The sequence below is a fragment of the Pseudoduganella flava genome, assembly GCF_007830495.1.
Lineage (GTDB): Bacteria > Pseudomonadota > Gammaproteobacteria > Burkholderiales > Burkholderiaceae_D > Rugamonas > Rugamonas flava.
The window spans coordinates 408,526-430,700 of sequence record NZ_VLKW01000003.1; the positions used below are offsets into that span (position 1 = coordinate 408,526).

General features: G+C 67.1%; 20 protein-coding genes. 9 read left to right on the top strand and 11 right to left on the bottom strand.

Annotation, left to right across the window (positions count from 1 at the left end):
• Positions 1–177 precede the first annotated feature (177 nt).
• The 3 genes from IP92_RS09995 (at position 178) to IP92_RS10005 (ending at position 4,495) form a co-directional block, all read left to right on the top strand.
• The gene (locus IP92_RS09995) at positions 178–2,268 is read left to right on the top strand and encodes an NHL repeat-containing protein (RefSeq protein WP_145874395.1); all 2,091 of its coding nucleotides are present in this window, start codon (positions 178–180) and stop codon (positions 2,266–2,268) included.
• 123 nt (positions 2,269–2,391) lie between these two features.
• Positions 2,392–3,759 carry a signal recognition particle protein gene (gene ffh, locus IP92_RS10000; protein ID WP_145874396.1) on the top strand — a complete coding sequence of 456 codons (1,368 nt, stop codon included), beginning with the start codon at positions 2,392–2,394 and terminating at the stop codon, positions 3,757–3,759.
• 352 nt (positions 3,760–4,111) lie between these two features.
• Positions 4,112–4,495, top strand: a complete 384-nt coding sequence (locus tag IP92_RS10005; protein WP_145874397.1) for an SWIB/MDM2 domain-containing protein — start codon at positions 4,112–4,114, stop codon at positions 4,493–4,495.
• A 184-nt stretch (positions 4,496–4,679) separates the two neighbouring features.
• On the opposite strand, the gene IP92_RS10010 is transcribed toward IP92_RS10005, so the two are convergent.
• Complete coding sequence (locus IP92_RS10010) at positions 4,680–5,327, bottom strand: lytic transglycosylase domain-containing protein (RefSeq protein ID WP_145874398.1); 648 nt, start codon at positions 5,325–5,327, stop codon at positions 4,680–4,682.
• Positions 5,328–5,329: 2 nt separating this feature from the next.
• Positions 5,330–7,066, bottom strand: a complete 1,737-nt coding sequence (locus IP92_RS10015; protein ID WP_145874399.1) for a proline--tRNA ligase — start codon at positions 7,064–7,066, stop codon at positions 5,330–5,332.
• Positions 7,067–7,334: 268 nt separating this feature from the next.
• On the opposite strand from IP92_RS10015, the gene IP92_RS10020 reads away from it, so the two are divergent.
• Both IP92_RS10020 and IP92_RS10025 read left to right on the top strand, forming a co-directional pair.
• Positions 7,335–7,964, top strand: a complete 630-nt coding sequence (locus IP92_RS10020) for an RNA pyrophosphohydrolase (RefSeq protein ID WP_229418712.1) — start codon at positions 7,335–7,337, stop codon at positions 7,962–7,964.
• Positions 7,965–8,071: 107 nt separating this feature from the next.
• Positions 8,072–8,503 (top strand): DUF1841 family protein, encoded by a 432-nt coding sequence (locus tag IP92_RS10025; RefSeq protein WP_145874400.1) that lies wholly within the window; start codon positions 8,072–8,074, stop codon positions 8,501–8,503.
• 175 nt (positions 8,504–8,678) lie between these two features.
• Here IP92_RS10025 and IP92_RS10035 read toward each other — a convergent pair whose 3' ends face one another.
• On the bottom strand, positions 8,679–9,020 hold the full coding sequence (locus tag IP92_RS10035) for a c-type cytochrome (RefSeq protein ID WP_145874402.1): 342 nt from the start codon (positions 9,018–9,020) through the stop codon (positions 8,679–8,681).
• A gap of 11 nt (positions 9,021–9,031) precedes the next feature.
• The gene (locus IP92_RS10040; RefSeq protein WP_145874403.1) at positions 9,032–9,364 is read right to left on the bottom strand and encodes a c-type cytochrome; all 333 of its coding nucleotides are present in this window, start codon (positions 9,362–9,364) and stop codon (positions 9,032–9,034) included.
• Between the two features lie 225 nt (positions 9,365–9,589).
• Between IP92_RS10040 and IP92_RS10045 the strand changes: the two genes are divergently transcribed.
• The 4 genes from IP92_RS10045 (at position 9,590) to IP92_RS10060 (ending at position 13,337) form a co-directional block, all read left to right on the top strand.
• Complete coding sequence (locus IP92_RS10045; protein WP_145874404.1) at positions 9,590–10,453, top strand: AAA family ATPase; 864 nt, start codon at positions 9,590–9,592, stop codon at positions 10,451–10,453.
• Positions 10,450–11,040, top strand: coding sequence for a GNAT family N-acetyltransferase (locus IP92_RS10050; RefSeq protein WP_145874405.1), 591 nt, complete (start codon positions 10,450–10,452; stop codon positions 11,038–11,040). The genes IP92_RS10045 and IP92_RS10050 overlap by 4 nt, the downstream gene beginning before the upstream one ends.
• Positions 11,034–12,203 carry a vWA domain-containing protein gene (locus IP92_RS10055; protein WP_145874406.1) on the top strand — a complete coding sequence of 390 codons (1,170 nt, stop codon included), beginning with the start codon at positions 11,034–11,036 and terminating at the stop codon, positions 12,201–12,203. The genes IP92_RS10050 and IP92_RS10055 overlap by 7 nt, the downstream gene beginning before the upstream one ends.
• A gap of 78 nt (positions 12,204–12,281) precedes the next feature.
• Positions 12,282–13,337, top strand: coding sequence for an acyltransferase family protein (locus IP92_RS10060; protein ID WP_145874407.1), 1,056 nt, complete (start codon positions 12,282–12,284; stop codon positions 13,335–13,337).
• An 18-nt stretch (positions 13,338–13,355) separates the two neighbouring features.
• On the opposite strand, the gene IP92_RS10065 is transcribed toward IP92_RS10060, so the two are convergent.
• The 7 genes from IP92_RS10065 to IP92_RS10095 all read right to left on the bottom strand — a co-directional run bounded on the left by IP92_RS10065 (position 13,356) and on the right by IP92_RS10095 (position 22,124).
• The gene (locus IP92_RS10065; RefSeq protein WP_145874408.1) at positions 13,356–14,087 is read right to left on the bottom strand and encodes a TorF family putative porin; all 732 of its coding nucleotides are present in this window, start codon (positions 14,085–14,087) and stop codon (positions 13,356–13,358) included.
• A gap of 87 nt (positions 14,088–14,174) precedes the next feature.
• Positions 14,175–14,876, bottom strand: coding sequence for a two-component system response regulator KdpE (kdpE, locus tag IP92_RS10070; protein WP_145874409.1), 702 nt, complete (start codon positions 14,874–14,876; stop codon positions 14,175–14,177).
• A complete protein-coding gene (locus IP92_RS10075) occupies positions 14,869–17,550 on the bottom strand; it encodes a DUF4118 domain-containing protein (RefSeq protein ID WP_145874410.1) in 2,682 nt (893 codons plus the stop codon). Before IP92_RS10075 ends, kdpE begins: the two co-directional genes overlap by 8 nt.
• An 18-nt stretch (positions 17,551–17,568) precedes the next feature.
• Positions 17,569–18,138, bottom strand: coding sequence for a potassium-transporting ATPase subunit KdpC (gene kdpC / locus IP92_RS10080; protein ID WP_145874411.1), 570 nt, complete (start codon positions 18,136–18,138; stop codon positions 17,569–17,571).
• A 12-nt stretch (positions 18,139–18,150) separates the two neighbouring features.
• Positions 18,151–20,223 carry a potassium-transporting ATPase subunit KdpB gene (gene kdpB, locus IP92_RS10085; protein ID WP_145874412.1) on the bottom strand — a complete coding sequence of 691 codons (2,073 nt, stop codon included), beginning with the start codon at positions 20,221–20,223 and terminating at the stop codon, positions 18,151–18,153.
• A 9-nt stretch (positions 20,224–20,232) separates the two neighbouring features.
• The gene (gene kdpA, locus IP92_RS10090) at positions 20,233–22,038 is read right to left on the bottom strand and encodes a potassium-transporting ATPase subunit KdpA (protein WP_145874413.1); all 1,806 of its coding nucleotides are present in this window, start codon (positions 22,036–22,038) and stop codon (positions 20,233–20,235) included.
• Entirely contained in the window at positions 22,035–22,124 is a 90-nt protein-coding gene (locus IP92_RS10095; protein ID WP_145874414.1) for a potassium-transporting ATPase subunit F, read from the bottom strand. Before IP92_RS10095 ends, kdpA begins: the two co-directional genes overlap by 4 nt.
• Between the last annotated feature and the right edge of the window lie 51 nt (positions 22,125–22,175).

Consider the following 22,175-nt stretch of genomic DNA (forward strand, 5'->3'; position numbering starts at 1 on the left):
CGCCGGCATGACGCGGGTCGCACGACATGACAGCGGACGCCTCGGCTTGATAGCCCCTCTTCTCGTCCAAAAGTAAGAGTTTGTAACATCATGCAAGGTGTGAGTTTCCGCGAGATTTAAAGCGCGGTAAGTAATCAATAATGCACGTCACATCACTCACCACGACAAGAGGTACCCATGCACGGCCTTACTCTCAAGAGATTGCTCGCGTCCGCCGCGATCACACTTGCGCTCTCCGCCTGCGGCGGGGGTGGTGGTGGCGACAGCAGCGGACCCCCGCCGTCCGGTGGCGGCTCGACAGCATTGACAGCCAGCGCCAGCGTCCCATATGCGCTGGCCGGCGGTGGCGCCGTGACGCTGACAGCGGCCGTGTCGGACGGCACAAGCGTCAGCTGGCAGCTGGCGGCCGGCAGCCCCGGCACCTTGTCCGGGGCGACCGGAACCAGCGTCACCTATCTGCCGCCGGCCGATGGCGTCGCCGCCGCCATGCCGGTGACGGTCACTGCGACCGCCGGCGCCGCCAGCAAATCGGTCAACCTGACGTTGTACCCGGACCCGGGCCCGGCACGGCTGCAGATCATCGCCGGCGACGATGGCGGCATCGGCCTGATCGACGGCCGCCGCACCGCGGCGCGCTTCGGCCTCATCCGCGAGATTGCGATGGATTCGAGCGGCGGCTTGCTGGTGGCCGAGGATGCAGCGCTGCGTCGCGTCACATCCGATGGTGCCGTGACGACGTTGACGCCCGATGCCGGGGCCATCAGCGTCGCGCCTTCGCAGGCAGGTTATGCCGTGTACGCCCAACGCGACGTCGCGCTGGGCACCGTCAAGGTCCGCCAGCTCAATGCCGACGTGACGCCGCCGACACTGGCAACGCTGTCCCTGGCCCAGGCGGACACGTTCCATCTGTATGGCACCCCGACCGGCAAGTTGTACGGCGCACAACACGAACGCATCGTCCAGATCTTCGAACCGGCGGGCGGCACGGCCACGCTGGCTGGCGTGGTGACGGGCGACAGCAATGCGCTGCCCGTGGACGGGCCGGCCGGCGTGGCGCGCTTCCGCGCCATCTCCGCAATCGCCGGCGACATCCAGGGCAACCTGTACGTGATCGACGACACGCTGATCCGCAAGGTGACACCGGACGGCACCGTGACGACGCTCGCCGGCGCGCTGGGCAGTTCCGCGCTGCCACAGGATGGCCAGGGCAACGCAGCGCGCTTCCTTGCGCCGTTCAGCCTGGCGGTGGACGTGCAGGGCAATGTCCTCGTGCTCGACCGCCTGAGCGGCAGCACCGACCTGCTGCTGCGCAAGGTGACACCCGAGGGCGTCGTCATCAGTGTCCGCGTGGCCGATGCGGGGCTGCGCCAGATCGTCGGCAACGGCGGCGTCAGCGTGAAAGCGGCGCGAACGGCCCAGATCGACGTGCTCAATGCCGACGGCACCACCACCGCCTTTGCCGGCAAGGAGCCCGCCACGCCTGGCACGGTGAACGGCACCGGCACGGCGGCGCGGTTCAATGCGAACATCTACCTGATGGCGGCGGACCCGTCGGGCAACCTGTATGTCGTCGATTCGCAGCCGAAGGACAGCAGCGGCACCGACGTTCCCGGCCTCACGCTGCGCAAGGTAACGCCGGACGGGGTGACGACCACGTTCGCCACCTCCGCCGCCGTGCACGTCCCGACGGGCATCGTGGCTGACAAGACCGGCAACCTGTACGTGTCGGACCGCCAGGTGACCGGCCCGGCGAACCCACCGGCCGGCGGTGGCGCGATCTACAAGATCACGCCGCGGGGAACCGTGGCCGTGCTGGCCGGTTCCGGCGACAAGGCCGACGTCCAGGTGGATGGCACGGGCAGCGCGGCGCGCTTTGTCGTGCCGACGCTGGTCGGCATCGATGCCGATGGCAACCTGTACGCGACGGACCGCAAGACCGCGGGCGGCACCGGTGTCGGTATTCCGATCCCAGTGCGCAAGATCACGCCACAGGGCGTCGTGACGACGGTCGCGGCATTGCCGCCGGGGCTGCGTGACGTGGCCGACGCGGCCGGCAACCTGTACTCCGCCGACGTAGCACAGTCGGTGGTCTACCGCACCACACCGGCCGGTGTACAGAGCGTGATCGCCGGCGTGGCGGGCAAGCCGATCACGTATGCGGGCCTGCCGGGCTACCTGAACCATCCGCAGGCGCTGGTGGCCACCGGGCCGTTCAGCTTCGCACTGCTGTCGGGGTCGACGGTCGTGCGGCTCGTCGTTCCGCACTGAGCGCACACGAAGCACTCACCACCGGGCGCCGCGGTTCGCGCGGCGCCCGTGCTGCTTCGGGTAAAATGCGTGCAACACCCGGCCGTCCTGGCCGGGGCATCTATCCCACAGTACAGATCCATCATGCTAGACAATCTGACTCAACGCCTCGCCAAGGTCGTCAAGACCATGCGCGGCGAGGCCCGCCTCACCGAAGCCAACACCGCCGAGATGCTGCGCGAGGTGCGCCTGGCGCTGCTGGAAGCCGACGTGGCGCTGCCCGCCGTGCGCGAGTTCATCGCGAAGGTGAAGGAAAAGGCGCTCGGCGAGGAAGTGATCTCGTCGCTGACGCCGGGCCAGGCCCTGGTCGGCGTCGTGCAGCGCGAGCTGGCCGCGCTGATGGGCGCCGATCTGGGCCCGGAAGCCGCGCAACTCTCGTTCGCCCAACAGCCGCCCGCGATCATCCTGATGGCCGGCCTGCAGGGTGTCGGCAAGACGACCACCGTCGGCAAGCTGGCGAAGTACCTGCGCGAAGAGAAGAAGAAAAAAGTGCTGACCGTGTCGGCCGACGTGTACCGCCCCGCCGCGATCGCCCAGCTGCAATCGGTGACGAGCCAGGTGGGCGCCGACTTCTTCCCGTCCACCGCGCAGGACAAGCCGGTCGACATCGCGCTGGCCGCGCTTGACTGGGCCAGGAAGCACTATCACGACGTGCTGATCATCGACACGGCGGGCCGCCTCGGCATCGACGAGGAGATGATGCGCGAGATCACCGCCGTGCATGGCGCCGTGAAGCCGATCGAGACGCTGTTCGTCGTCGACGCGATGCTGGGCCAGGATGCGATCAACACGGCCAAGGCGTTCAACGACGCGCTGCCGCTGACCGGTATCGTGCTGACGAAACTCGATGGCGATTCACGTGGCGGTGCCGCGCTGTCCGTGCGTCACATCACGGGCAAGCCGATCAAGTTCGCCGGCGTATCCGAAAAGCTCGATGGCCTGGAAGCGTTCGATCCGGCGCGGATGGCGAACCGGATCCTGGGCATGGGCGACATCCTTGCGCTGGTCGAGGAGGCGCGCAAGGGCGTCGACGCGAAGGCGGCCGCGGACCTGGCCGCGAAGGTCAAGGCCGGCGGCAAGTTCGACATGAACGACTTCAAGGCGCAGCTGGGCCAGATGAAGAAGATGGGCGGCATGTCGAGCCTGATCGACAAGCTGCCGGCCCAGTTCCAGCAGGCGGCCGGCAATGCCAACATGGACCAGGCGGACAAGCAGGTGCGCCGCATGGTCGGCATCATCGATTCGATGACGCCTTTCGAACGCGCCAAGCCGGAGTTGATCAAGGCCTCGCGCAAGCGCCGCATCGCGGCAGGCGCCGGCGTGCAGGTGCAGGAAGTGAACCGCATGCTGAACCAGTTCGAGCAGATGCAGTCGATGATGAAGAAGCTGCAGGGCGGCGGATTGATGAAAATGATGCGCTCCATGAAAGGCATGATGCCGGGATTGCGTTAAAACGAGCCATGGCTGCGTTGTAGCGCCTTGGCGTGCTAAAGCACTGCCTGCGTCGCTACGCCTTGCCCTGACTCGTTTGAACGCAACCCGAACAACTGGGTTCAGCAAAAAGCCAGCGCTGACTGCACCTACCCATACGGCCTACACCTAAAGGCTTTCTGGCCTTCGAAGGATAAAAAAACCGCCCTGCGCAGCGTGCGCAACGGCGGTTTTTTGCATTGTTGGCTGTTCTTTACGTGTCGTTTCCCACAAAAAACGCGAAAAACGCTTGCATCCTTGTAAAAAGCCCACCAATATTAGCCGTGCGATTGTATTGCGCAATTTTCCATGTGTTTGTTAAGGAGGCTCGAATATGGCAACAGCCAAGAAATCCACGGCAGCACCAGCCAAGAAAGCCGCTACCAAAGCGGCTCCGGCAAAGAAGGCCGCGGCTCCAGCGAAAGCTGCAGCCAAGCCCGCAGCGAAAAAAGCAGCACCCGCAGCACGCAAGCCCAACGCAGCATTCATGAAAGAGATGACTCCGTCCGCCGCCCTGTCCCCGGTAGTTGGTGCCTCCCCGCTGCCACGCACGGAAGTGACGAAGAAAGTCTGGGATTACATCAAGAAGCACAACCTGCAGGATGCCGCCAACCGCCGCATGATCAACGCGGACGACAAGCTGAAGGCTGTCTTCGGTGGCAAGGCCCAGGTGTCCATGTTCGAGATGACGAAACTGATCTCCGATCACCTCAAATAAGACGCGCCGGCAAGACCTGCCGTCACAAGCCCCGGCGTGAAAGCGACCGGGGCGTTTTTTTAGGGTCAGACCCGGCGGGTCTGACCCAAGCATCTGATTGGGGTTTGATTATGTGGTCCGTGGCTCGACGGAACAGGCCGAACCCAAAACCCAAAGTCTTGGGTCAGACCCAACGGGTCTGACCCTACCGCCAGTTATTCCACGCCTTCAGCACCGCATTCGGATACTCCGGCCGCCCGCGGCTGCCGTTGTAGCGGCCCAGCGCCAGGAACAGGTTGCCCCCTTCCATATCGACGTACATGCGCAGGATCGCGCAGCCGTAGCGCAGGTTGGTCTGCATGTTGAACAGCTTGCGGCGGTCGCTGTCGCCGATCACGTTGGTCCAGAACGGCATCACCTGCATGTAGCCGCGCGCGCCCACCATCGACACGGCGTACTTGCGGTACGCCGACTCCACCTGGATCAGCCCGAGCACCAGTGAGGGCTCCAGCCCCGCGCGGCGCGACTCGTACCACACGGTTTCCAGAAACTCGCGGCGGTGCAGTTCGTCCGGCAGCTTGCGCTTCAGGCGGTCGGACATCTGCGCCACCCAGGCGTCGTAGCGCTGCTGGTCGGCGGGGTTGGTGAACGCCGGCTTGGGCGGGCGCGCGTCGAGGATCGCGTTCGACAACGCGAGGCGGACCGAGTCCGCCAGCGCCTCTTCCTTCTGGTTGCCGGCGAAGCCGAACGGCGCGCACAGCACGCCGGTGGCGAATGCCGCCGTGTGCCACCAGCGCAAGGGGCGGGCCCACCAACGGCGCCGTTCCCGGCCTTCGCGGTGTGTGCGCCCCATGGTTATTGCTGCACTTTGCCCTTGATGAAGGCAAGGATGTCGGCCAACGGCACGCTGGTCGCCTCGGTGTCGCGACGGCCTTGGTATTCCAGGTTGCCTTCCTTCAGGCCACGCTCACCGATGACGACGCGGTGCGGCACACCGATCAGCTCCCAGTCGGCGAACATCGCGCCCGGGCGCAGGCCACGGTCGTCGACGATCACGTCGATGCCGGCGGCCAGCGCCGCGGCGTACAGCTTCTCCGTCTCTTCTTTCACCAGTTCGCTGCGGTCCATCCCCATCGGGCACAGCACCAGTTCGAACGGCGCGATCGACGTCGGCCAGATGATGCCCTTGTCGTCGAAGTTCTGCTCGATCGCCGCGCCCAGGATGCGCGTGACGCCGATGCCGTAGCAGCCCATCTGCAGCGGTGCCGGCTTGCCGTTCTCGTCGAGGTAGGTGGCGTTCATCGCGGTCGAGTACGCGGTACCCAGCTGGAACACGTGGCCCACTTCGATGCCGCGCTCGATCGCCAGCACGCCCTTGCCGTCCGGCGAAGGATCGCCTTCGACGACGTTGCGCAGGTCGGCCGTGATGTGCGGCTCGGCCACGTCGCGGCCCCAGTTCGCGCCCGTGTAGTGGTAATCCACCTCGTTGGCACCGGTGACGAAATCTGCCATGTTCGCGACCGTGCGGTCGGCCACGATGGTCACGGGGGCCTTGGTGCCGATCGGGCCCAGGTAGCCCGGCTTGCAGCCGTAGACTTCCTCGATCTCCGCCTCGGTCGAGAAGCGGTAGGCGCCCGTCAGGCCCGGCACCTTCGCCGCCTTGATCTCGTTCAGCTCATGGTCGCCGCGCAGCAGCAACATGAAATACTGTTTATCCAGTTTGCCGTCGGTTTCCTTCTCGACCGTCAGCGCGATCGTCTTGACCGTCTTCGCCAGGTCGATGCCCAGCAGCTTGGCCACGTCCTCGCACTTGGCGGCCTTCGGCGTCGACGTTTTCACGAGCTCGGCGGACGGTGCCGGGCGCGTGCCCGTCGCCAGCGCCTCGGCCGCCTCGATGTTGGCGGCGTAGTCGGACGTGGGGCAGTACACCAGCGCATCTTCGCCCGTGCTGGCGATCACGTGGAATTCATGCGAACCGGTGCCGCCGATCGCGCCGTTGTCTGCGGCCACGGCGCGGAACTTCAGGCCGAAGCGCGTGAAGATCTTCGTGTACGCGTCGAACATCGTCTGGTAGGACTTTTGCATGCCTTCCAGGTCGCGGTCGAACGAGTACGCATCCTTCATCGTGAACTCGCGGCCGCGCATCAGGCCGAAGCGGGGGCGGCGTTCGTCGCGGAATTTCGTCTGAATGTGGTAAAAATTCAACGGCAGCTGGCGGTACGATTTGATCTCGCTGCGCACCACGTCCGTGATCACTTCCTCGGAGGTCGGCTGGATCGCGAACTCGCGGCCATGCCGGTCCTTTACGCGCATCAGTTCCGGCCCCATCTTGTCCCAGCGCCCCGTTTCCTGCCACAGCTCGGCCGGCTGTACCAGCGGCATCAAGAGCTCGATCGCGCCGGCGCGGTTCATCTCTTCGCGCACGATCGCCTCGACCTTGCGGATCACCTTCAAGCCCATCGGCATGTAGGTGTAGATGCCCGAACCCAGCCGCTTGATCATGCCTGCCCGCATCATCAGCTTGTGGCTGACGATTTCAGCGTCGGAAGGCGCTTCTTTGAGTGTGGAAATAAAAAACCGTGACGCACGCATATCAGTGAATTCTTTTCAAAAAGAGAGGGTTATAATCAACCTAATTTTAAAGGATTAGCTGGCTGATGCATCCATCATTTATACAATGTGCTGAACTTCGTGTTCGACTGCGCGTTCAACTGCGGCGCTCGCCTGATGGTGCCGCGGCGGGCTTGCCGGCCGCTCCCGTATCCCGGGGGCGCGGCCGTCAGGCGAACTTGTGGGCAAAAATGTAAGAGGATAGATGTAAGAGGGACTGCATCGGCGGCAGAAAGTTTTGAGGTGCACTATGCTCGATCGGGAAGGGTTCCGCCCCAACGTCGGCATCATCCTGCTGAACTCGCACAACGAGGTCTGGTGGGGCAAACGGGTGCGCGAGCACTCATGGCAATTTCCGCAAGGAGGCATCAAGTACGGCGAGACACCTGAACAGGCGATGTATCGCGAGCTGCAGGAAGAGATCGGGCTGCGCCCGGAACACGTGAAGATCGTGGGCCGCACCCGCGACTGGCTGCGCTACGAGGTACCGGACCATTTCATCAAGCGCGAGATCCGCGGGCACTATCGCGGCCAGAAGCAGATCTGGTTCCTGCTGCGCATGTGTGCGCGCGACAATGAAGTGAACCTGCGCCTGACGGATCATCCCGAGTTCGACGCATGGCGCTGGCACGAGTACTGGGTGCCGCTGGACGTGGTGATCGAATTCAAGCGCGAGGTATACCAGCGCGCGCTGCAGGAATTGTCGCGCTTCCTGACCTGGCCGCCGCAAGGCGAGCGACGTCACTCGTCGCGCTACCTGCGCCAGCCGCACGGCCGCGGCCAGCAGGGGCAGCGCCCGCCGCAACAGGGCGCCGCCGCGCCGGCCAAGGAAATCGTCGGCTGCGACGGGGCCGCGCTGGCCACCAGCGACAAGCGCTGAGCGCAGGTCCTCGGCTTGTCCTTCATGCAACCGGCGCGGGCCCGTCCTGCGCCGGCGGGCATTTCTTTGTACAATGGCCGCCCCCTGGCCAGTTACGCTGTCGTCCCATGTTCACGCCCTCTTCCCACGATGTCCGCCGCTTCTTCTGCGAAGTGTTCCGCAAGGACCGCGCGCATGAAATCCTGACGCCGCTCGAAGCGATGGCGCTGGACTGGGTGCGCCAACACCCGGAATACGACGACGCGCTGGCCGACGCCGAGGCCGCGATCGCCCGCGATTACTCCGTCGAGGGAGGCCAGGCCAATCCGTTCCTGCACCTGGCGATGCACCTGTCGATTTCCGAGCAGATCTCGATCGACTCGCCGCGCGGCATCCGCGCCGCCTTTGAAACGCTGGCGCAAAAGCTGGACTCGCCGCACGAAGCGCACCATGAAATCATGGAGTGCCTGGGCGAGATGATCTGGAAGTCGCAGCGCACCGGCACCCCGCCGGATGGCGAGGCGTACATCGAGGCGATCAGGCGCCGCGTGGGTAGCTGAAGGGCCGGCGGCATCCTTTCAACCAAAATGCAAAACCTGGGGTCAGAAAGGAGTGCTGGCCTGCGGGCCAGCACCGCTGCGCAGGCAAGGAGCGATGCTCCTTGAAACCCCTGCTTCGCCCCGGCGGGTCTGACCCCGGCTTCTGCCTTGGGTTTGAAGAACGTGTCCGGGCGCCTTAGTGCTGGATGACGAGCGTCCCCGGCAGGCTGTGCAGATAGGCTGCCAGGTCGGCGATGTCCTGGTTCGACAGCGGCTTCACCTGGCCCGTCATGATCGCGTTGTTGCGGCCGTTTGGGCCGTCGCCGCGCTTGTAGGCCGTCAGCGCGTGCGCCAGGTAGTCCTTGTGCTGGCCGGCCAGCTTCGGGTAGTCGGGAGCGATCGGCGAGTTGAAATCCTTGCCGTGGCAGCTGGCGCAGTTGTATTTCTCGGCCAGCGCCTTGCCGTTGTTGACGTTGCCCGAGGCGACGGCGGCAGTGGCGGCGGCGCAGAGCGCCAGGGCGAGCAGTGTGTTCTTCATCGTGGCTCCCCTCATTTCTGCTTGGCGTAGTAGGCAGCGATGTCGGCGATGTCCTGGTCGGACAGGCTGACGGCGATCCCCTTCATCGAAGGGTGCTTGCGGTCCCCCTTCTGGTAAGCCTTCAGCGCGGCTTCGATGTACTTCGCGCTCTGGCCGCCGATTTTCGGCACGGGAAACACTTCGGGGAAGGTCGCCTTGTAACCGGGGATGCCGTGGCAGCCGATGCACATTTCGATCTTGGCTGGGGCGTTGGCGGGATTGCCGACGATGTCCGCCGCGGCAGCGGCGGTCGCGACGCCGGCGAACGCAAAGGCGAGCGAGAGTTCCGCAAGGAGTTTTGTCATGGGTGGCTAGTCAAATCAAAAAAGGTAATCGGAGGGGGTCCTGCGCTACCGCCGTCTCCACGGCCCCCTTTGCAGCTTACACAAATACTTGACTTTCATACTACCAATCGCCGATTCTAACCTAGCTATTTACCGTCGTCCACAAAGTTGCCGGCGCGCCTGAAAACACGGGCCGTCAACTGTCATATACTCCGTTTTTCGACCATACCAACGGGAAGTTCACCGATGCACGCCGACCACCAACACGCACGTTTCGAAGGTTCCGCGCACTACGTCGCGACCGCCGACCTGAAGCTCGCCGTCAACGCCGCGCTGACGTTGCAGCGCCCCCTGCTCGTCAAGGGCGAGCCCGGCACCGGCAAGACGATGCTGGCCGAGGAAGTGGCGGCCGCGCTGGACCGCCCGCTGCTGCAATGGCACGTGAAGTCGACCACCAAGGCCCAGCAGGGCCTGTACGAGTACGACGCCGTGTCGCGCCTGCGCGACTCGCAGCTGGGCGACGAGCGCGTGCGCGACATCCACAACTACATCGTCAAGGGCGTGCTGTGGCAGGCCTTCACGGCGCCGGAACCGGTCGTGCTGCTGATCGACGAGATCGACAAGGCCGACATCGAATTCCCGAACGACCTGCTGCGCGAACTGGACCGCATGGAGTTCTACGTGTACGAGACGCGCGAGATGGTGGTCGCGAAGCACCGCCCGCTGGTCATCATCACGTCCAACAACGAGAAGGAACTGCCGGACGCGTTCCTGCGCCGCTGCTTCTTCCACTACATCGCGTTCCCCGACAAGGACACGATGGAAGCCATCGTCAAGGTCCACTTCCCGCACCTGAAGCAGGAGCTGCTGGCCCAGGCGCTGCAGACGTTCTACGAGGTGCGCGACGTGTCAGGCCTGAAGAAGAAGCCGTCGACGTCCGAATTCCTCGACTGGCTGAAACTGCTGCTGGCCGAGGACATCCCGCCCGAGGCGCTGCGCAGCAAGGACGCCAAGGCCATCGTGCCGCCGCTGCACGGCGCGCTCTTGAAAAACGAGCAGGACGTGCACCTGTTCGAGCGCCTCGTGTTCATGTCGAGGACGAACCGATGATCGCCGTGCAGCCGGTCGCGCTGGAGTTCAACGGCGTGCGGCTCGAGCCGCTGGGCCACGAGCATGCGGACGGGCTGCGCGCGGCCGCCTGCGACGGCGCGCTGTGGCAGCTGCGCGTGACGTCCGTGCCGGAGCCGGAGAACGTGGGCGCCTACATCACGACGGCGCTCGAGACGCCGGGGCGCTGCGCCTGGGCCGTGCGCGACGCCGCCAGCGGGGAAATCATCGGCACCACCAGCTACCACGACATCGTGCCGGCGCTCGACCGCGTCGAGATCGGCTACACGTGGTATGCGCGGAGCCGCCAGCGCAGCCACGTGAACACGAGCTGCAAGCGCATGCTGCTGGCGCACGCGTTCGACACGCTGGGCTGCGCCGTCGTGGGGCTGCGCACCGATAACTTCAACCACGCGTCGCAGCGCGCAATCGAACGCCTGGGCGCGAAGAAGGACGGCGTCATACGCCACCACGCGCTGCGGCGCGACGGCACCGTGCGCGACACCGTCATGTACAGCATCGTGCGCGGCGAATGGCCCGAGGTCAGGGCCCACCTGGACTACCTGCTGCGGCGCCACGAGCCATGCTGATCGACTTCTTCTTCACGCTGAAGGACGCGAAGATCCCCGTCACCATCAAGGAATTCCTCACCTTGCTGGAGGCGATGGAGAAGAACGTCGTCACGCAGTCGCTCGACGATTTCTACTGGCTGGCGCGCCTGACGCTCGTGAAGGACGAGGCCCACTTCGACCGCTTCGACCGCGCCTTCGCCCAGTACTTCAAGGGCATCGCCGCGACCTTCGACGACAAGGGCGCGATCCCGCTCGACTGGCTCGTGAAGCGGATGGAACGCGAGCTGACGGACGAACAGAAGGCCGCGCTGGAAAAATTCGGCTACGACAAGCTGATGGACCGGCTGCGCGAACTGCTGCAGGAACAGAAGGAGCGCCACGAGGGCGGCAGCAAGTGGATCGGCACGGGCGGCACGTCGCCGTTCGGCCATGGCGGCACCAATCCGGAAGGCGTGCGGATCGGCGGCCAGGGCCGCAACCGCACCGCGGTCAAGGTGTGGGACCGGCGCAGCTACAAGGACTACGACTCGGACCGCGAACTGGGCACGCGCAACATCAAGATCGCGCTGCGCCGCCTGCGCCGCTTCGCGCGCGATGGCGCGGCCGAGGAGCTGGCGCTGGACCAGACGATCCGCGCCACCGCCAACAACGCCGGCTGGCTCGACATCCGGATGCAGCCGGAGCGCCGCAACAACGTCAAGGTGCTGATGCTGTTCGACGTGGGCGGCACGATGGACGACCACATCGAGCGCACCGAGGAGCTGTTCTCGGCCGCCAAGTCCGAGTTCAAGAACATGGAGTTCTTCTACTTCCACAACTGCGTCTACGACTACCTGTGGAAAAACAACCGGCGCCGCCACGCGGAACGCTTCCCCACCTGGGACGTGCTGCGCAAGTACACGCCGGATACGAAGCTGATCTTCGTGGGCGATGCGACGATGAGCCCCTACGAGGTGCTGCAGCCGGGCGGCTCCGTCGAGTACAACAACGAGGAAGCCGGCGCGGAATGGCTGGCCCGCTTCACGCACGCGTTCCCGAAGTTCGCGTGGCTGAACCCGGAACCGGAAGGCCTGTGGCAGTACCGGCAATCGATCGCCGTCATCCGCCAGCTGATGAACGGGCGCATGTACCCCATCACGCTGGACGGGCTGGAGCGGGCGATGCGCGTGCTGTCGAAATAGCGGCTGCCGATACTGACAAAAAGTCAACGTAAAGCGCTACAATGGACGCCATGTGATCTTTTAAACAAGAGTCCTGTCATGCGCTTTGCCTACCTTGATGGAATGCGCGGTATCGCGGCGATGTTCATCCTCGTCCGCCACTGGCATGGGCTGCTTGGACTGGACTTCTATTTTTCCCACCTGGCCGTCGACCTGTTCTTCATCCTGAGCGGCTTCGTGATCGCGCACGGCTACGACGCGCGGTTACGCGACGCCAGCCTGCCGCCCCACTCGTTCATGCTGCTCCGCCTGGTGCGGATCTACCCCGTCTTCACGCTGTCGGTCATCGTCAGCGTCGCGTCCCGGCTGGCCGGCGCCCTCAGCAAAGGGAACGTCGGGCACGTTCCCGACGTGCTCGTGGCGGGTGCCGCCAGCCTGTTCCTGATCCCCGTGCCGTTGCCCGATTCGCCTTCGCTGTTCCCGCTGAACGTCTGCTACTGGTCGCTGCTGCTCGAACTGATCGTCAATGCCGGCTACGCCGCCTTCCATCCGATGTTGCGCACCCGCGTGCTGGCGGCCATCGTCGGCACCTGCGCACTGGTCCTCGTGGCGCTCGGCACGGCCGAGGGAACGATCGGTTTCGGCTTTTCCTATTCGCTGTTCTCCGTCGGCGTGGGCTTCGTGCGGGCCGTGTTCGGCATCGCGCTGGGCGTGCTACTGTACCGCGAGCGCGCCCGCTGGCTGGCGCTTGCGCGGCAAGTGCCGGCACCCGTCGGCATCGGCCTGGTCGTGGCGGTGCTCGCGATGCCGCACGTGCCGGGCTACGGGCATGTCGAAGAGCTGGTCGCCGTCTTCGTCGTGCTGCCGATGGCCGTGGCGATCGCGGCAACGGCCGAGCCGTCCGGCTGGCGCCTGCGCCTGATGTGCGCACTCGGCGCGGCCAGCTACCCGCTGTATCTGCTGCACGTGCCGATCGCGCGCGTCGTCAGGAACGGCGTGGCGCTGGTCCCCGGGTGGGAACGGCCGCTGGCGTTCCTCGCCGCGCTGCTGCTGGTGCTGGCGTGCGTGTACATCGAACGCCATGTCGACATCCCGCTGCGCAGCCAGCTGCGCAAGTGGCTCGCCGGCGCCACGGCCGCGCGCGCCCGCGCCTGAACCCCGCAGCCCGGCAAGTCAGAACACCTTCGACACCGTCACCACCAGCGCATCGCGCCCCGTGAACTTGCCGTTCGCGGGCGATGCATAGGCCGCCTTGTCCGCATTCGTGCCCACGTACGCGAGCGACACGGTCGCGGCACCCAGGTCCTTCGTCACGCCCGCCTTCCAGTCCGTGTAATCGGCTGCGGCATGATGGCGCACCTGCTGGCGGCCGGCGTGCAGGTTCACGGTCCAGCCGGCGGCGATCTCATGATTGAGCGATGCATCCAGGTAGCCACTGTGGCGGCTGTCGGCAAAGCCGAACAGGTTCGTTGTCGCATCCGAGTACTTCAGCGTGGCGGGCCCGTATGCCAACTGGCCGTAGAGTTCCAGCGTGTCCGCATCCGGATGCAGCCCATTGGACGGGTAGACGTAGCCCAGCACGCCCACGTCGTAGGTGACGCCGCCGCCGAGCGCGCCGCGCTTGCCGGCATACAGGTCGATCTCGACGCTGCCGTCGCCGCCCGCATCCTTCGTCCAGCGGATCGTCGACGCCCAGGCGCCCGCATACCAGCCGCCGTCGTGGTCGACCCAGTCGACACCGCCCTGCAGCGCCGGGCGCAGGCGCGTCTGCGAGATGCCGCGGTAGCGGTAGTCGGAGACGGCGGCGGCGTTGAACGTCACCTCGCTGCCGGGCACGGCGTCCTGGGCCTGGGCGCTTGCGGCAAATGCGATGGCCAGGGCAAGGCCTGAAATCAGTCGTTTCATATCGAGCTTTCAAGTGGTAGGGATGTGCGGTGCCACGCCGCGCACGCGGGTGCGTGGCGGAACGGTCAACCGCGGGTTGGTAAGAAGTTAGCCGGCCAGCAGCAGGCGGTAGCCGACCGCCGTTTCCGTCAGCAGGTGCACCGGCTGGGCGGGATCGCGCTCCAGCTTCTGGCGCAGGTGGCCCATGTAGATGCGCAGGTAATGGCCGCTGTCGGCGTGCGCCGGGCCCCAGACTTCGCGCAGCAGCTGCCGGTTCGTGACGACGCGGTTCGCATGGTTGACGAGCACGGCCAGCAGCCGGTATTCGGTCGGCGTCAGGTGTACCATCTGGCCGGCGCGCGTGACCATGCGGGCATGCAGGTCCACTTCGACGTCGCCGAACCGCACGACGCCGCCGGCATCCTGGTCGGGCGCGCGGCGGCGGCGCTGCAGCGCGCGCACGCGGGCCAGCAGCTCGCCCACGCCGAACGGCTTGGTGAGATAGTCGTCCGCGCCGGCGTCCAGCGCGCGGATCTTCTCCTCTTCCGACACGCGGGCCGACAGCACGATCACCGGCACGGGCGACCACTGGCGCAGATCGGCGATCAGGTCCACGCCGTCGCCATCGGGCAGGCCCAGGTCGACGATCACCAGGTCGGGCTTGCGCGTGCCGGCGTCGATCAGGCCGCGCTGCAATGTAGCCGATTCCTGCACGTTCCAGCCTTCTTCTTCGAGCGCGAGGCGCACGAAGCGGCGGATCTGCGGTTCGTCCTCGACTAACAACGCGGTCGGCATCAATTTGTCATGCATGAATGGATTCCTCCGGCAGCGCTGGCGGCGTTTCCAGCGGCAGCGTGAACACGAGCGCGGCACCGCCCTCGGCGGCGCGCCGCGCGGCGATCGTGCCGCCATGCGCCTGCACGATGGCGCGGCAGATCGCCAGCCCCAGGCCGACACCCGGCTTGGCCGACTCGCGTTCGCCGCGCGTGAATTTTTCGAAGATCGCTTCCTCCTGGCCGGTCGGCAGGCCCGGGCCGTCGTCCGCGACGGTCACTTCCAGCTTGCCGCCGGCGGCGCTTGCCGACAGCGTGATCGTGCTGCCGGCCGGCGTGTACTTGGCCGCGTTCTCGAGCAGGTTCGCCAGCACCCGCTCGATCAGCACCGCATCGTAGCGCACCAGCGGCAGGTCGGCCGGCAGCCGCGTCGCCACCCGGTGCCCGGCGAGCAAGGTGCGCGCGGCGCGCAGCGCGCTGCCCACCGTCTCTTCCAGCGCCTGCCATTGCAGGTTCAGGTGCACGGCGCCGCTCTCGATGCGCGCCATGTCCAGCAGGTTGCCCACCAGGGTGCTCATGCGCACGGCCTCTTCGCGCAGCGCGCCCGCCAGCTCGCTCTGCACCGGCGACAGGGGCGAGCGCGCCAGCGATTCGGCCAGGCCGACGAGCGATGTCAGCGGCGTGCGCAGGTCGTGCGACAGCGCCGCCAGCAGCGAGTTGCGCAGCCGTTCCGATTCCATCTGCACCAGCGCCTTCTGCGCCACGTCGATGTAGTGCACCCGTTCCAGCGCGATCGCGGCCAGCGCGGCGAACGTGTCGAGCTGGCGGCGCTGCTCCGGCACCAGCAGCCAGCGCCGGTCGGCCGGCTCCAGCACCAGCACGCCGCGGGTGCGCATCGGCGCGACCAGCGGCAGGTAAAACAGCGCCGCCGACGGCAACGTGCCCGTGCCCATCCCTGCCGGCGCGGCACGGTCGAACGCCCATTGCGCGATCGCCATGTCCAGCACGCTCATGCCCGCCTGTGCCTCCGGCTCGACGAGCCGGCCCTGCTCGTCCGGCAGCAGCAGCGTCACCTGGGCGCGGAATGCCTGGGCCAGCGTGCGACGCGTGATCTCCAGCACCTGCTCGGCCTGCAGCACGCCGGTCAGCTCGCGCGCATATTCGTACAGCGCGCGCGCCCTGCCCTCGCGGTGCGTGGCCACGCGGGCCTGGAAGCGCAGGCCCGCCGCGAGGTGGCTCGTGATCAGGCCGACGGCCAGCATCACCGCGAACGTGATCAGGTACTGGATGTCGCTGACGGCGAACGAAAAGCGCGGTTGCACGAACAGGTAGTCGAACAGCGCGACGCCGGCCACGCTGGCCGTCAGCGCCGGTCCGCGGCCCAGCCGGAACGCGACGACCAGCACGGCCAGCAGGAACAGCATCGCGATATTGGTCGTCTCCAGGCGGTCCGCCAGCGTTGCGCCGAACGCGGCGACCAGCACCGGCGCCGCCAGCCCGAGCGCGTGCGGCCGCCAGCGCCACGGCATCGCCGGCTCGGCACGCATGTTCGCGTCGCGGTCGCGCTGCACGTTCTCGCTGCCTACCTCGATCACATCCAGCGCTGGGGCCGCGCGGGCGATGCGGCGCAGCGTCGGCAGGTGCCAGCGCCAGCGTGACGTTGCCCGGCCCAGCACGACCTTGCCGATGTTCTGCTGCTCCGCATAGCGGGCGACCGCAGTGCCGAGGTCGTCGCCGGCCAGCACCGCCGTCGTCGCACCCAGGTCCTGGGCCAGCTTCAGCGTTTCCAGGATGCGCTCGCGCCGCGCCGCCGGCAGCCGTTGCAGGGCGGGCGTTTCGATGTACACCGCATGCCAGCTGGCGTTCAGCTGGCCGGCCAGCCGGGCCGCGCTGCGCACCACGTGCACGCCGCCGGGGCGGTCGCCCACGCATGCCAGCAGCGCGGCGCCCGTCTTCCACGGCGCGCCGATGACCTTCTCGATGCGGTAGCTGCGCACGTCGCCACCGACCCGGTCCGCCGTGCGGCGCAGCGCCAGCTCGCGCAACGCGATCAGGTTCCCCTTGCGGAAGAAGTTGCGCGCCGCCCGTTCGGCCTGCGCCGCCTGGTACACCTTGCCGTCCTTCAGCCGCGCCAGCAGCTCGTCGGCCGGCACGTCCACCAGCACCACCTCGTCGGCGCGGTCGAACACCGTGTCCGGCAGCGTCTCGGCCACGCGCACGCCGGTGATGCCGCCGACGACGTCGTTCAGGCTTTCCAGGTGCTGCACGTTGACGGTCGTGAACACGTCGATGCCCGCTTCCAGCAGTTCCTCGACATCCTGCCAGCGCTTCGGGTGGCGCGAACCGGGCGCGTTCGAGTGGGCCAACTCGTCCACCAGGATCAGGTTGGGACGCCGCGCCAGCGCCGCATCGAGGTCGAATTCGGCCAGCGCCTTGCCGCGCCACGGCATCTGCCGGGGCGGCAGCACGTCGAGCGAGTCGAGCAGCGCGGCCGTCTCGGCGCGGCCGTGCGTTTCAACGATGCCCACCAGCGGCCGCACGCCTTCGCCCTGCAGCTGGCGCGCCGCATTCAGCATCGCGTACGTCTTGCCGACGCCGGCGGACGCGCCGAAGTAGATGCGCAGCCGGCCGCGCGTGGCACGCGCGGCGCTGGCCTGCATCTGCGCCAGCAGCGCATCCGGGTCGGGACGTTGGCTGTCGTTGGGGATCATGGGCGGCAGTGTAGACGATTACAGTGTATCGAGAGCCATATTCAGAGCCAGCACGTTGACGCGCGGCTCGCCCAGGAACCCGAACAGGGGCCGCTCGGCATGGCGCTCTACCAGTTCGCGCACGCGGGCGGCGTCGATGCCGCGCGCGCGCGCCACGCGGGCGACCTGGTACTGGGCGGCGGCCAGGCTGATGTCCGGATCGAGGCCACTGGCCGAGGCGGTGACCAGGTCGACCGGCACGGGCGCCGTGTTGCCCGGATCGGCGGCGCGCAGCGCCTCGATGCGGCTCTTCACTGCGTCGGCGAGGGCGGGATTGAGGGGGCCCTGGTTCGAGCCGCCCGAACCGGCGCCGTTGTACGGCATCGGCGCGGTGGCCGATGGCCGGCCCCAGAAATGGCCCGGGGCGGCGAACGGCTGGCCGATCAGGCGGGAGCCCACCACGTTGCCGCCGGCGGTGACGAGGCTGCCGGCAACCTGCGCGGGGAAGGCCGCCTTGCCGATGCCGGTCACGGCCAGCGGGTAGACGATGCCGCAGACGAGCGTCAGCGCGGCGAAGATGACGAGGGCGGGGCGAATGAGAGTGGTCATGGGATTGCTCCGTTATGCCAGGTTGAGCGCGACGAGCGCCAGGTCGATCAGCTTGATGCCGATGAACGGCAGCACCAGGCCGCCGAGGCCATAGACCAGCAGGTTCCGGCGCAGCAGCACGGCCGCGCCCAGCGCGCGGTAGCGCACCCCTTGCAGCGCCAGCGGAATCAGGAACACGATGATCAGCGCGTTGAAGATCACCGCCGACATGATCGCGGAGTTCGCGCTGCCCAGCTGCATCACGTCGAGGCTTTTCAGCTGCGGATACGTGCCGACGAACGCGGCCGGGATGATCGCGAAGTACTTGGCCACGTCGTTGGCGATCGAGAACGTCGTCAGCGCGCCCCGCGTCATCAGCATCTGCTTGCCGATCTCCACGATCTCGAGCAGCTTGGTGGGGTTCGAATCCAGGTCGACCATGTTGCCGGCTTCCTTGGCCGCCTGAGTGCCGCTGTTCATCGCCACCGCCACGTCGGCCTGCGCCAGTGCCGGCGCGTCGTTGGTGCCGTCGCCCGTCATCGCCACCAGCCGGCCTTCGGCCTGCTGGCTGCGGATCAGCTTCAGCTTGTCCTCCGGCGTCGCCTCGGCGAGGAAGTCGTCGACGCCTGCCTCGGCGGCGATGGCAGCCGCCGTCAGGCGGTTGTCGCCGGTGATCATCACGGTGCGGATGCCCATCCGGCGCAGCTCGGCGAAGCGTTCGCGGATGCCCGTCTTGACGATGTCCTTCAGCTCGACCACGCCCATCACGCGGCCATCGTCGACGACGACGAGCGGCGTGCTGCCGCGGCGCGCCACGTCGTCCACCAGCCGCGCCACCTCGGCGGGATAGCGGCCGCCGGCCGTCTCGACGTAGCGGCGGATCGTGTCCGCGGCGCCCTTGCGCACGGCGCGCCCGCCGATGTCCGCGCCGCTCATCCGCGTCTGCGCCGTGAACTCGACGAAGGTGATCTCCTCGTCCACGCCGGCCGGTACGGCCTCCTCGATGCGGCAGCGCTGCCGCGCCAGCGCGACGATGCTGCGGCCTTCCGGCGTTTCGTCGGCCCGCGATGCCAGGTGGGCGGCATTGGCCAACTGTTCTTCCGTCACGCCCGGTGCCGGCAGGAAGGCGGAAGCCTGCCGGTTGCCGTGCGTGATCGTGCCCGTCTTGTCGAGCAACAGCACGTCGACGTCACCGGCCGCCTCGACGGCGCGGCCGGACGTGGCGATCACGTTCGCGCCCATCATGCGGCTCATACCGGCCACGCCGATCGCCGACAGCAGGCCGCCGATCGTCGTCGGGATCAGGCACACGAGCAGCGCGATCAGCACGGTGACCGTCACCGGCGCGCCGCTGCCGGCCGCCTGCACGGAGAACAGCGAGAACGGCAGCAAGGTCACGGTGACGACGAGGAACACGATCGTCAGCGCCACCAGCAGGATCGTCAGCGCGATCTCGTTCGGCGTCTTGCGCCGCTGCGCGCCCTCCACCATCGCGATCATGCGGTCGATGAAGGCCTCGCCCGGGTTGGCGGCCACGCGCACCACGAGCCAGTCCGACAGCACGCGGGTGCCGCCGGTCACGGCGGAGAAGTCGCCGCCCGACTCGCGGATCACCGGGGCCGATTCGCCGGTGATCGCGGATTCGTCGACGGACGCGACACCTTCGATCACGTCGCCGTCCGCCGGGATCACGTCGCCCGCCTCGACCAGCACCGTCATGCCCTTGCGCAGGTCGGTGGCCGGCACGGGCAGCCAGGTGGTGCCGTAGCGGGGCGTCGCCAGCTTTTTCGCCGTGACGGTCGCCTTCAGGGCGCGCAGTGACGCGGCCTGCGCCTTGCTGCGGCCCTCGGCCAGCGCTTCCGCGAAATTCGCGAACAGCACCGTGAACCACAGCCAGACGGCGATCGCGGCGATGAAGCCGGCGCCGGCCTCGCCGTTGCCGCCGACGGCCTGCAGCGCCAGCAAAGTCGTCAGGATGCTGCCGACGTAGACGACGAACATGACCGGGCTTCGCAGCTGCACGCGCGGGTGCAGCTTGCGCAGCGCATCCAGCAGCGCCGGAACGAGCAGCTGGCGGTCGAATAGTGTCAGGCTGTTGCGTGACATGGGAACCTCTTATTGGAAAAGTTGCAGGTGTTCGATGACGGGGCCGAGTGCCAGCGCGGGGACGTAATTGAGCACGCCGACAAGCAGCACGACGCCGATCAGCAGCGCGACGAACAGCGGGCCGTGGGTGGGCAGCGTGCCGCCGGTCACGGGCAGCCGCTGCTTGGCGGCCAGCGAGCCGGCGATCGCCAGCACCGGCACGATCACGGCAAAACGGCCGAACCACATGGCGATCGCCAGCATCGTGTTGTAGAACGACGTGTTGGCGGACAGGCCGGCGAACGCGCTGCCGTTGTTGTTCGCGGCGGAGCTGAATGCGTACAGGATCTCCGAGAAGCCGTGCGCGCCGGGGTTCGCGACACCCGCCGTACCGGCCGCGCTGACCACCGCGATGGCGGTGCCGGTCAACACGAGCACGGGGGTGACGAGGATCGCGATCGACGTCATCTTCATTTCGTATGCCTGGACCTTCTTGCCCAGGTATTCGGGAGTACGGCCGATCATCAGGCCGGCGATGAACACGGCAAGGATCGCGAAGACCAGCATGCCGTACAGGCCGGAGCCGACGCCGCCGAAGATCACTTCGCCGAACTGCATCAACAGCAGCGGCACGGCGCCGCCCAGCGGCATCAGCGAATCGTGCATCGCGTTGACGGCGCCGCAGGAGGCGGCCGTCGTCACGGCAGCGAACAGGCTCGATGCGGCGATGCCGAAGCGCGTTTCGTTGCCTTCCATATTGCCGCCCGCCTGCAGGCTGCTCGCCGCCTGGTCGACGCCGAGCGCTTGCAGTGCGGGATGCGCCTGCTGCTCGGCGGCGAACACCACGAGCGTCATCAGCACGAAGATCACCGTCATCGCGCCCAGCACGGCCCAGCCCTGGCGCCGGTCGCCGACGATGCGGCCGAACGCGAAGCACAGCGCGGCGGGAATCAGGAAGATCGCGATCATCTGCGCGAAGTTCGTCAGCGCCGTCGGGTTCTCGTACGGGTGCGCGGAGTTCGCGTTGAAGAAGCCGCCGCCGTTCGTGCCCAGCATCTTGATCGCCTCCTGGGAAGCGACCGGGCCCATCGCCAGCGTCTGCGTGGTGGCCGTCAGCGTCTCCATGACGCCCTGGCCCTGCCCATCCTTGACCGGCTGGCCGTCGGCATCCACGCGCGGCACCTGGTACGTGACGGGTTCGCGCAGCGCGACCTCGCGGTAGCCGTCGAAGTTCTGGATCACGCCCTGCCCCATCAGGAACACGGCCAGCAGCAGCGACAGCGGCAGCAGCACGTACAGCGTGGCGCGCGTGACGTCGACCCAGAAATTGCCGATCGCGGCACTGGAGCGGGCCGCGAACGCGCGGATCAGCGCGAACGCGACGGCGATGCCGGTGGCGGCGGACAGGAAGTTCTGGCCGGCCAGCGCCACCATCTGGGTCAGGTAGCTCATCGTCTGCTCGCCCGCATAGCCCTGCCAGTTGGTGTTGGCGACGAAGCTGACGGCCGTGTTGAACGACGAATCGGGGCCCACGTTGGGCAGTGCCTGGGGATTGAGCGGCAGCCAGGCCTGCAGGCGCTGCACGCCGTAGACGAACAGCGTGCCGAGCGCGTTGAAGGCGATCAGCGCGAACGCATAGGCTTTCCAGCCCTGGGCGCGCTGCGCGGGCAGGCCGGCCGCGCGGTACAGGCCCTGTTCGAGCCGGTGCAGCCAGGACAGGCCCGGCAGGGGTGCGTCATCGCCGCCGACGCGGGCGAGGAACATGCCGAGCGGCCAGGCCAGCGCAAGCAGGGTTAGCAGGAACGCGGCCAGCAGCAAAAGCGATTGGGCGGTCACAGGTCCTCCGCTTTCAGCAGGGCGACGAGCAGGTAGACGAGCAGGCCGGCCGCCGTCAACGCGCTCACGAGGTAGACGATGCTCATGGCCGCTCCCCCAGCCGCCCGCATGCGGCCGCCATGCCCCAGACCAGTGCC

What these genes read in the sequence shown, in the direction of transcription:
- IP92_RS10045 (WP_145874404.1), top strand. Translation starts at nt 9,590, where the DNA reads ATGCACGCCGACCACCAACACGCACGTTTCGAAGGTTCCGCGCACTAC.
- IP92_RS10020 (WP_229418712.1), top strand. Translation starts at nt 7,335, where the DNA reads ATGCTCGATCGGGAAGGGTTCCGCCCCAACGTCGGCATCATCCTGCTG.
- IP92_RS10040 (WP_145874403.1), bottom strand. Translation starts at nt 9,364, where the DNA reads ATGACAAAACTCCTTGCGGAACTCTCGCTCGCCTTTGCGTTCGCCGGC.
- IP92_RS10035 (WP_145874402.1), bottom strand. Translation starts at nt 9,020, where the DNA reads ATGAAGAACACACTGCTCGCCCTGGCGCTCTGCGCCGCCGCCACTGCC.
- IP92_RS10060 (WP_145874407.1), top strand. Translation starts at nt 12,282, where the DNA reads ATGCGCTTTGCCTACCTTGATGGAATGCGCGGTATCGCGGCGATGTTC.
- IP92_RS10065 (WP_145874408.1), bottom strand. Translation starts at nt 14,087, where the DNA reads ATGAAACGACTGATTTCAGGCCTTGCCCTGGCCATCGCATTTGCCGCA.
- IP92_RS10095 (WP_145874414.1), bottom strand. Translation starts at nt 22,124, where the DNA reads ATGAGCATCGTCTACCTCGTGAGCGCGTTGACGGCGGCCGGCCTGCTC.
- IP92_RS10010 (WP_145874398.1), bottom strand. Translation starts at nt 5,327, where the DNA reads ATGGGGCGCACACACCGCGAAGGCCGGGAACGGCGCCGTTGGTGGGCC.
- IP92_RS10015 (WP_145874399.1), bottom strand. Translation starts at nt 7,066, where the DNA reads ATGCGTGCGTCACGGTTTTTTATTTCCACACTCAAAGAAGCGCCTTCC.
- IP92_RS10055 (WP_145874406.1), top strand. Translation starts at nt 11,034, where the DNA reads ATGCTGATCGACTTCTTCTTCACGCTGAAGGACGCGAAGATCCCCGTC.
- IP92_RS10025 (WP_145874400.1), top strand. Translation starts at nt 8,072, where the DNA reads ATGTTCACGCCCTCTTCCCACGATGTCCGCCGCTTCTTCTGCGAAGTG.
- kdpB (WP_145874412.1), bottom strand. Translation starts at nt 20,223, where the DNA reads ATGTCACGCAACAGCCTGACACTATTCGACCGCCAGCTGCTCGTTCCG.
- kdpC (WP_145874411.1), bottom strand. Translation starts at nt 18,138, where the DNA reads ATGACCACTCTCATTCGCCCCGCCCTCGTCATCTTCGCCGCGCTGACG.
- IP92_RS10075 (WP_145874410.1), bottom strand. Translation starts at nt 17,550, where the DNA reads ATGATCCCCAACGACAGCCAACGTCCCGACCCGGATGCGCTGCTGGCG.
- kdpE (WP_145874409.1), bottom strand. Translation starts at nt 14,876, where the DNA reads ATGCATGACAAATTGATGCCGACCGCGTTGTTAGTCGAGGACGAACCG.
- IP92_RS09995 (WP_145874395.1), top strand. Translation starts at nt 178, where the DNA reads ATGCACGGCCTTACTCTCAAGAGATTGCTCGCGTCCGCCGCGATCACA.
- ffh (WP_145874396.1), top strand. Translation starts at nt 2,392, where the DNA reads ATGCTAGACAATCTGACTCAACGCCTCGCCAAGGTCGTCAAGACCATG.
- IP92_RS10005 (WP_145874397.1), top strand. Translation starts at nt 4,112, where the DNA reads ATGGCAACAGCCAAGAAATCCACGGCAGCACCAGCCAAGAAAGCCGCT.
- IP92_RS10050 (WP_145874405.1), top strand. Translation starts at nt 10,450, where the DNA reads ATGATCGCCGTGCAGCCGGTCGCGCTGGAGTTCAACGGCGTGCGGCTC.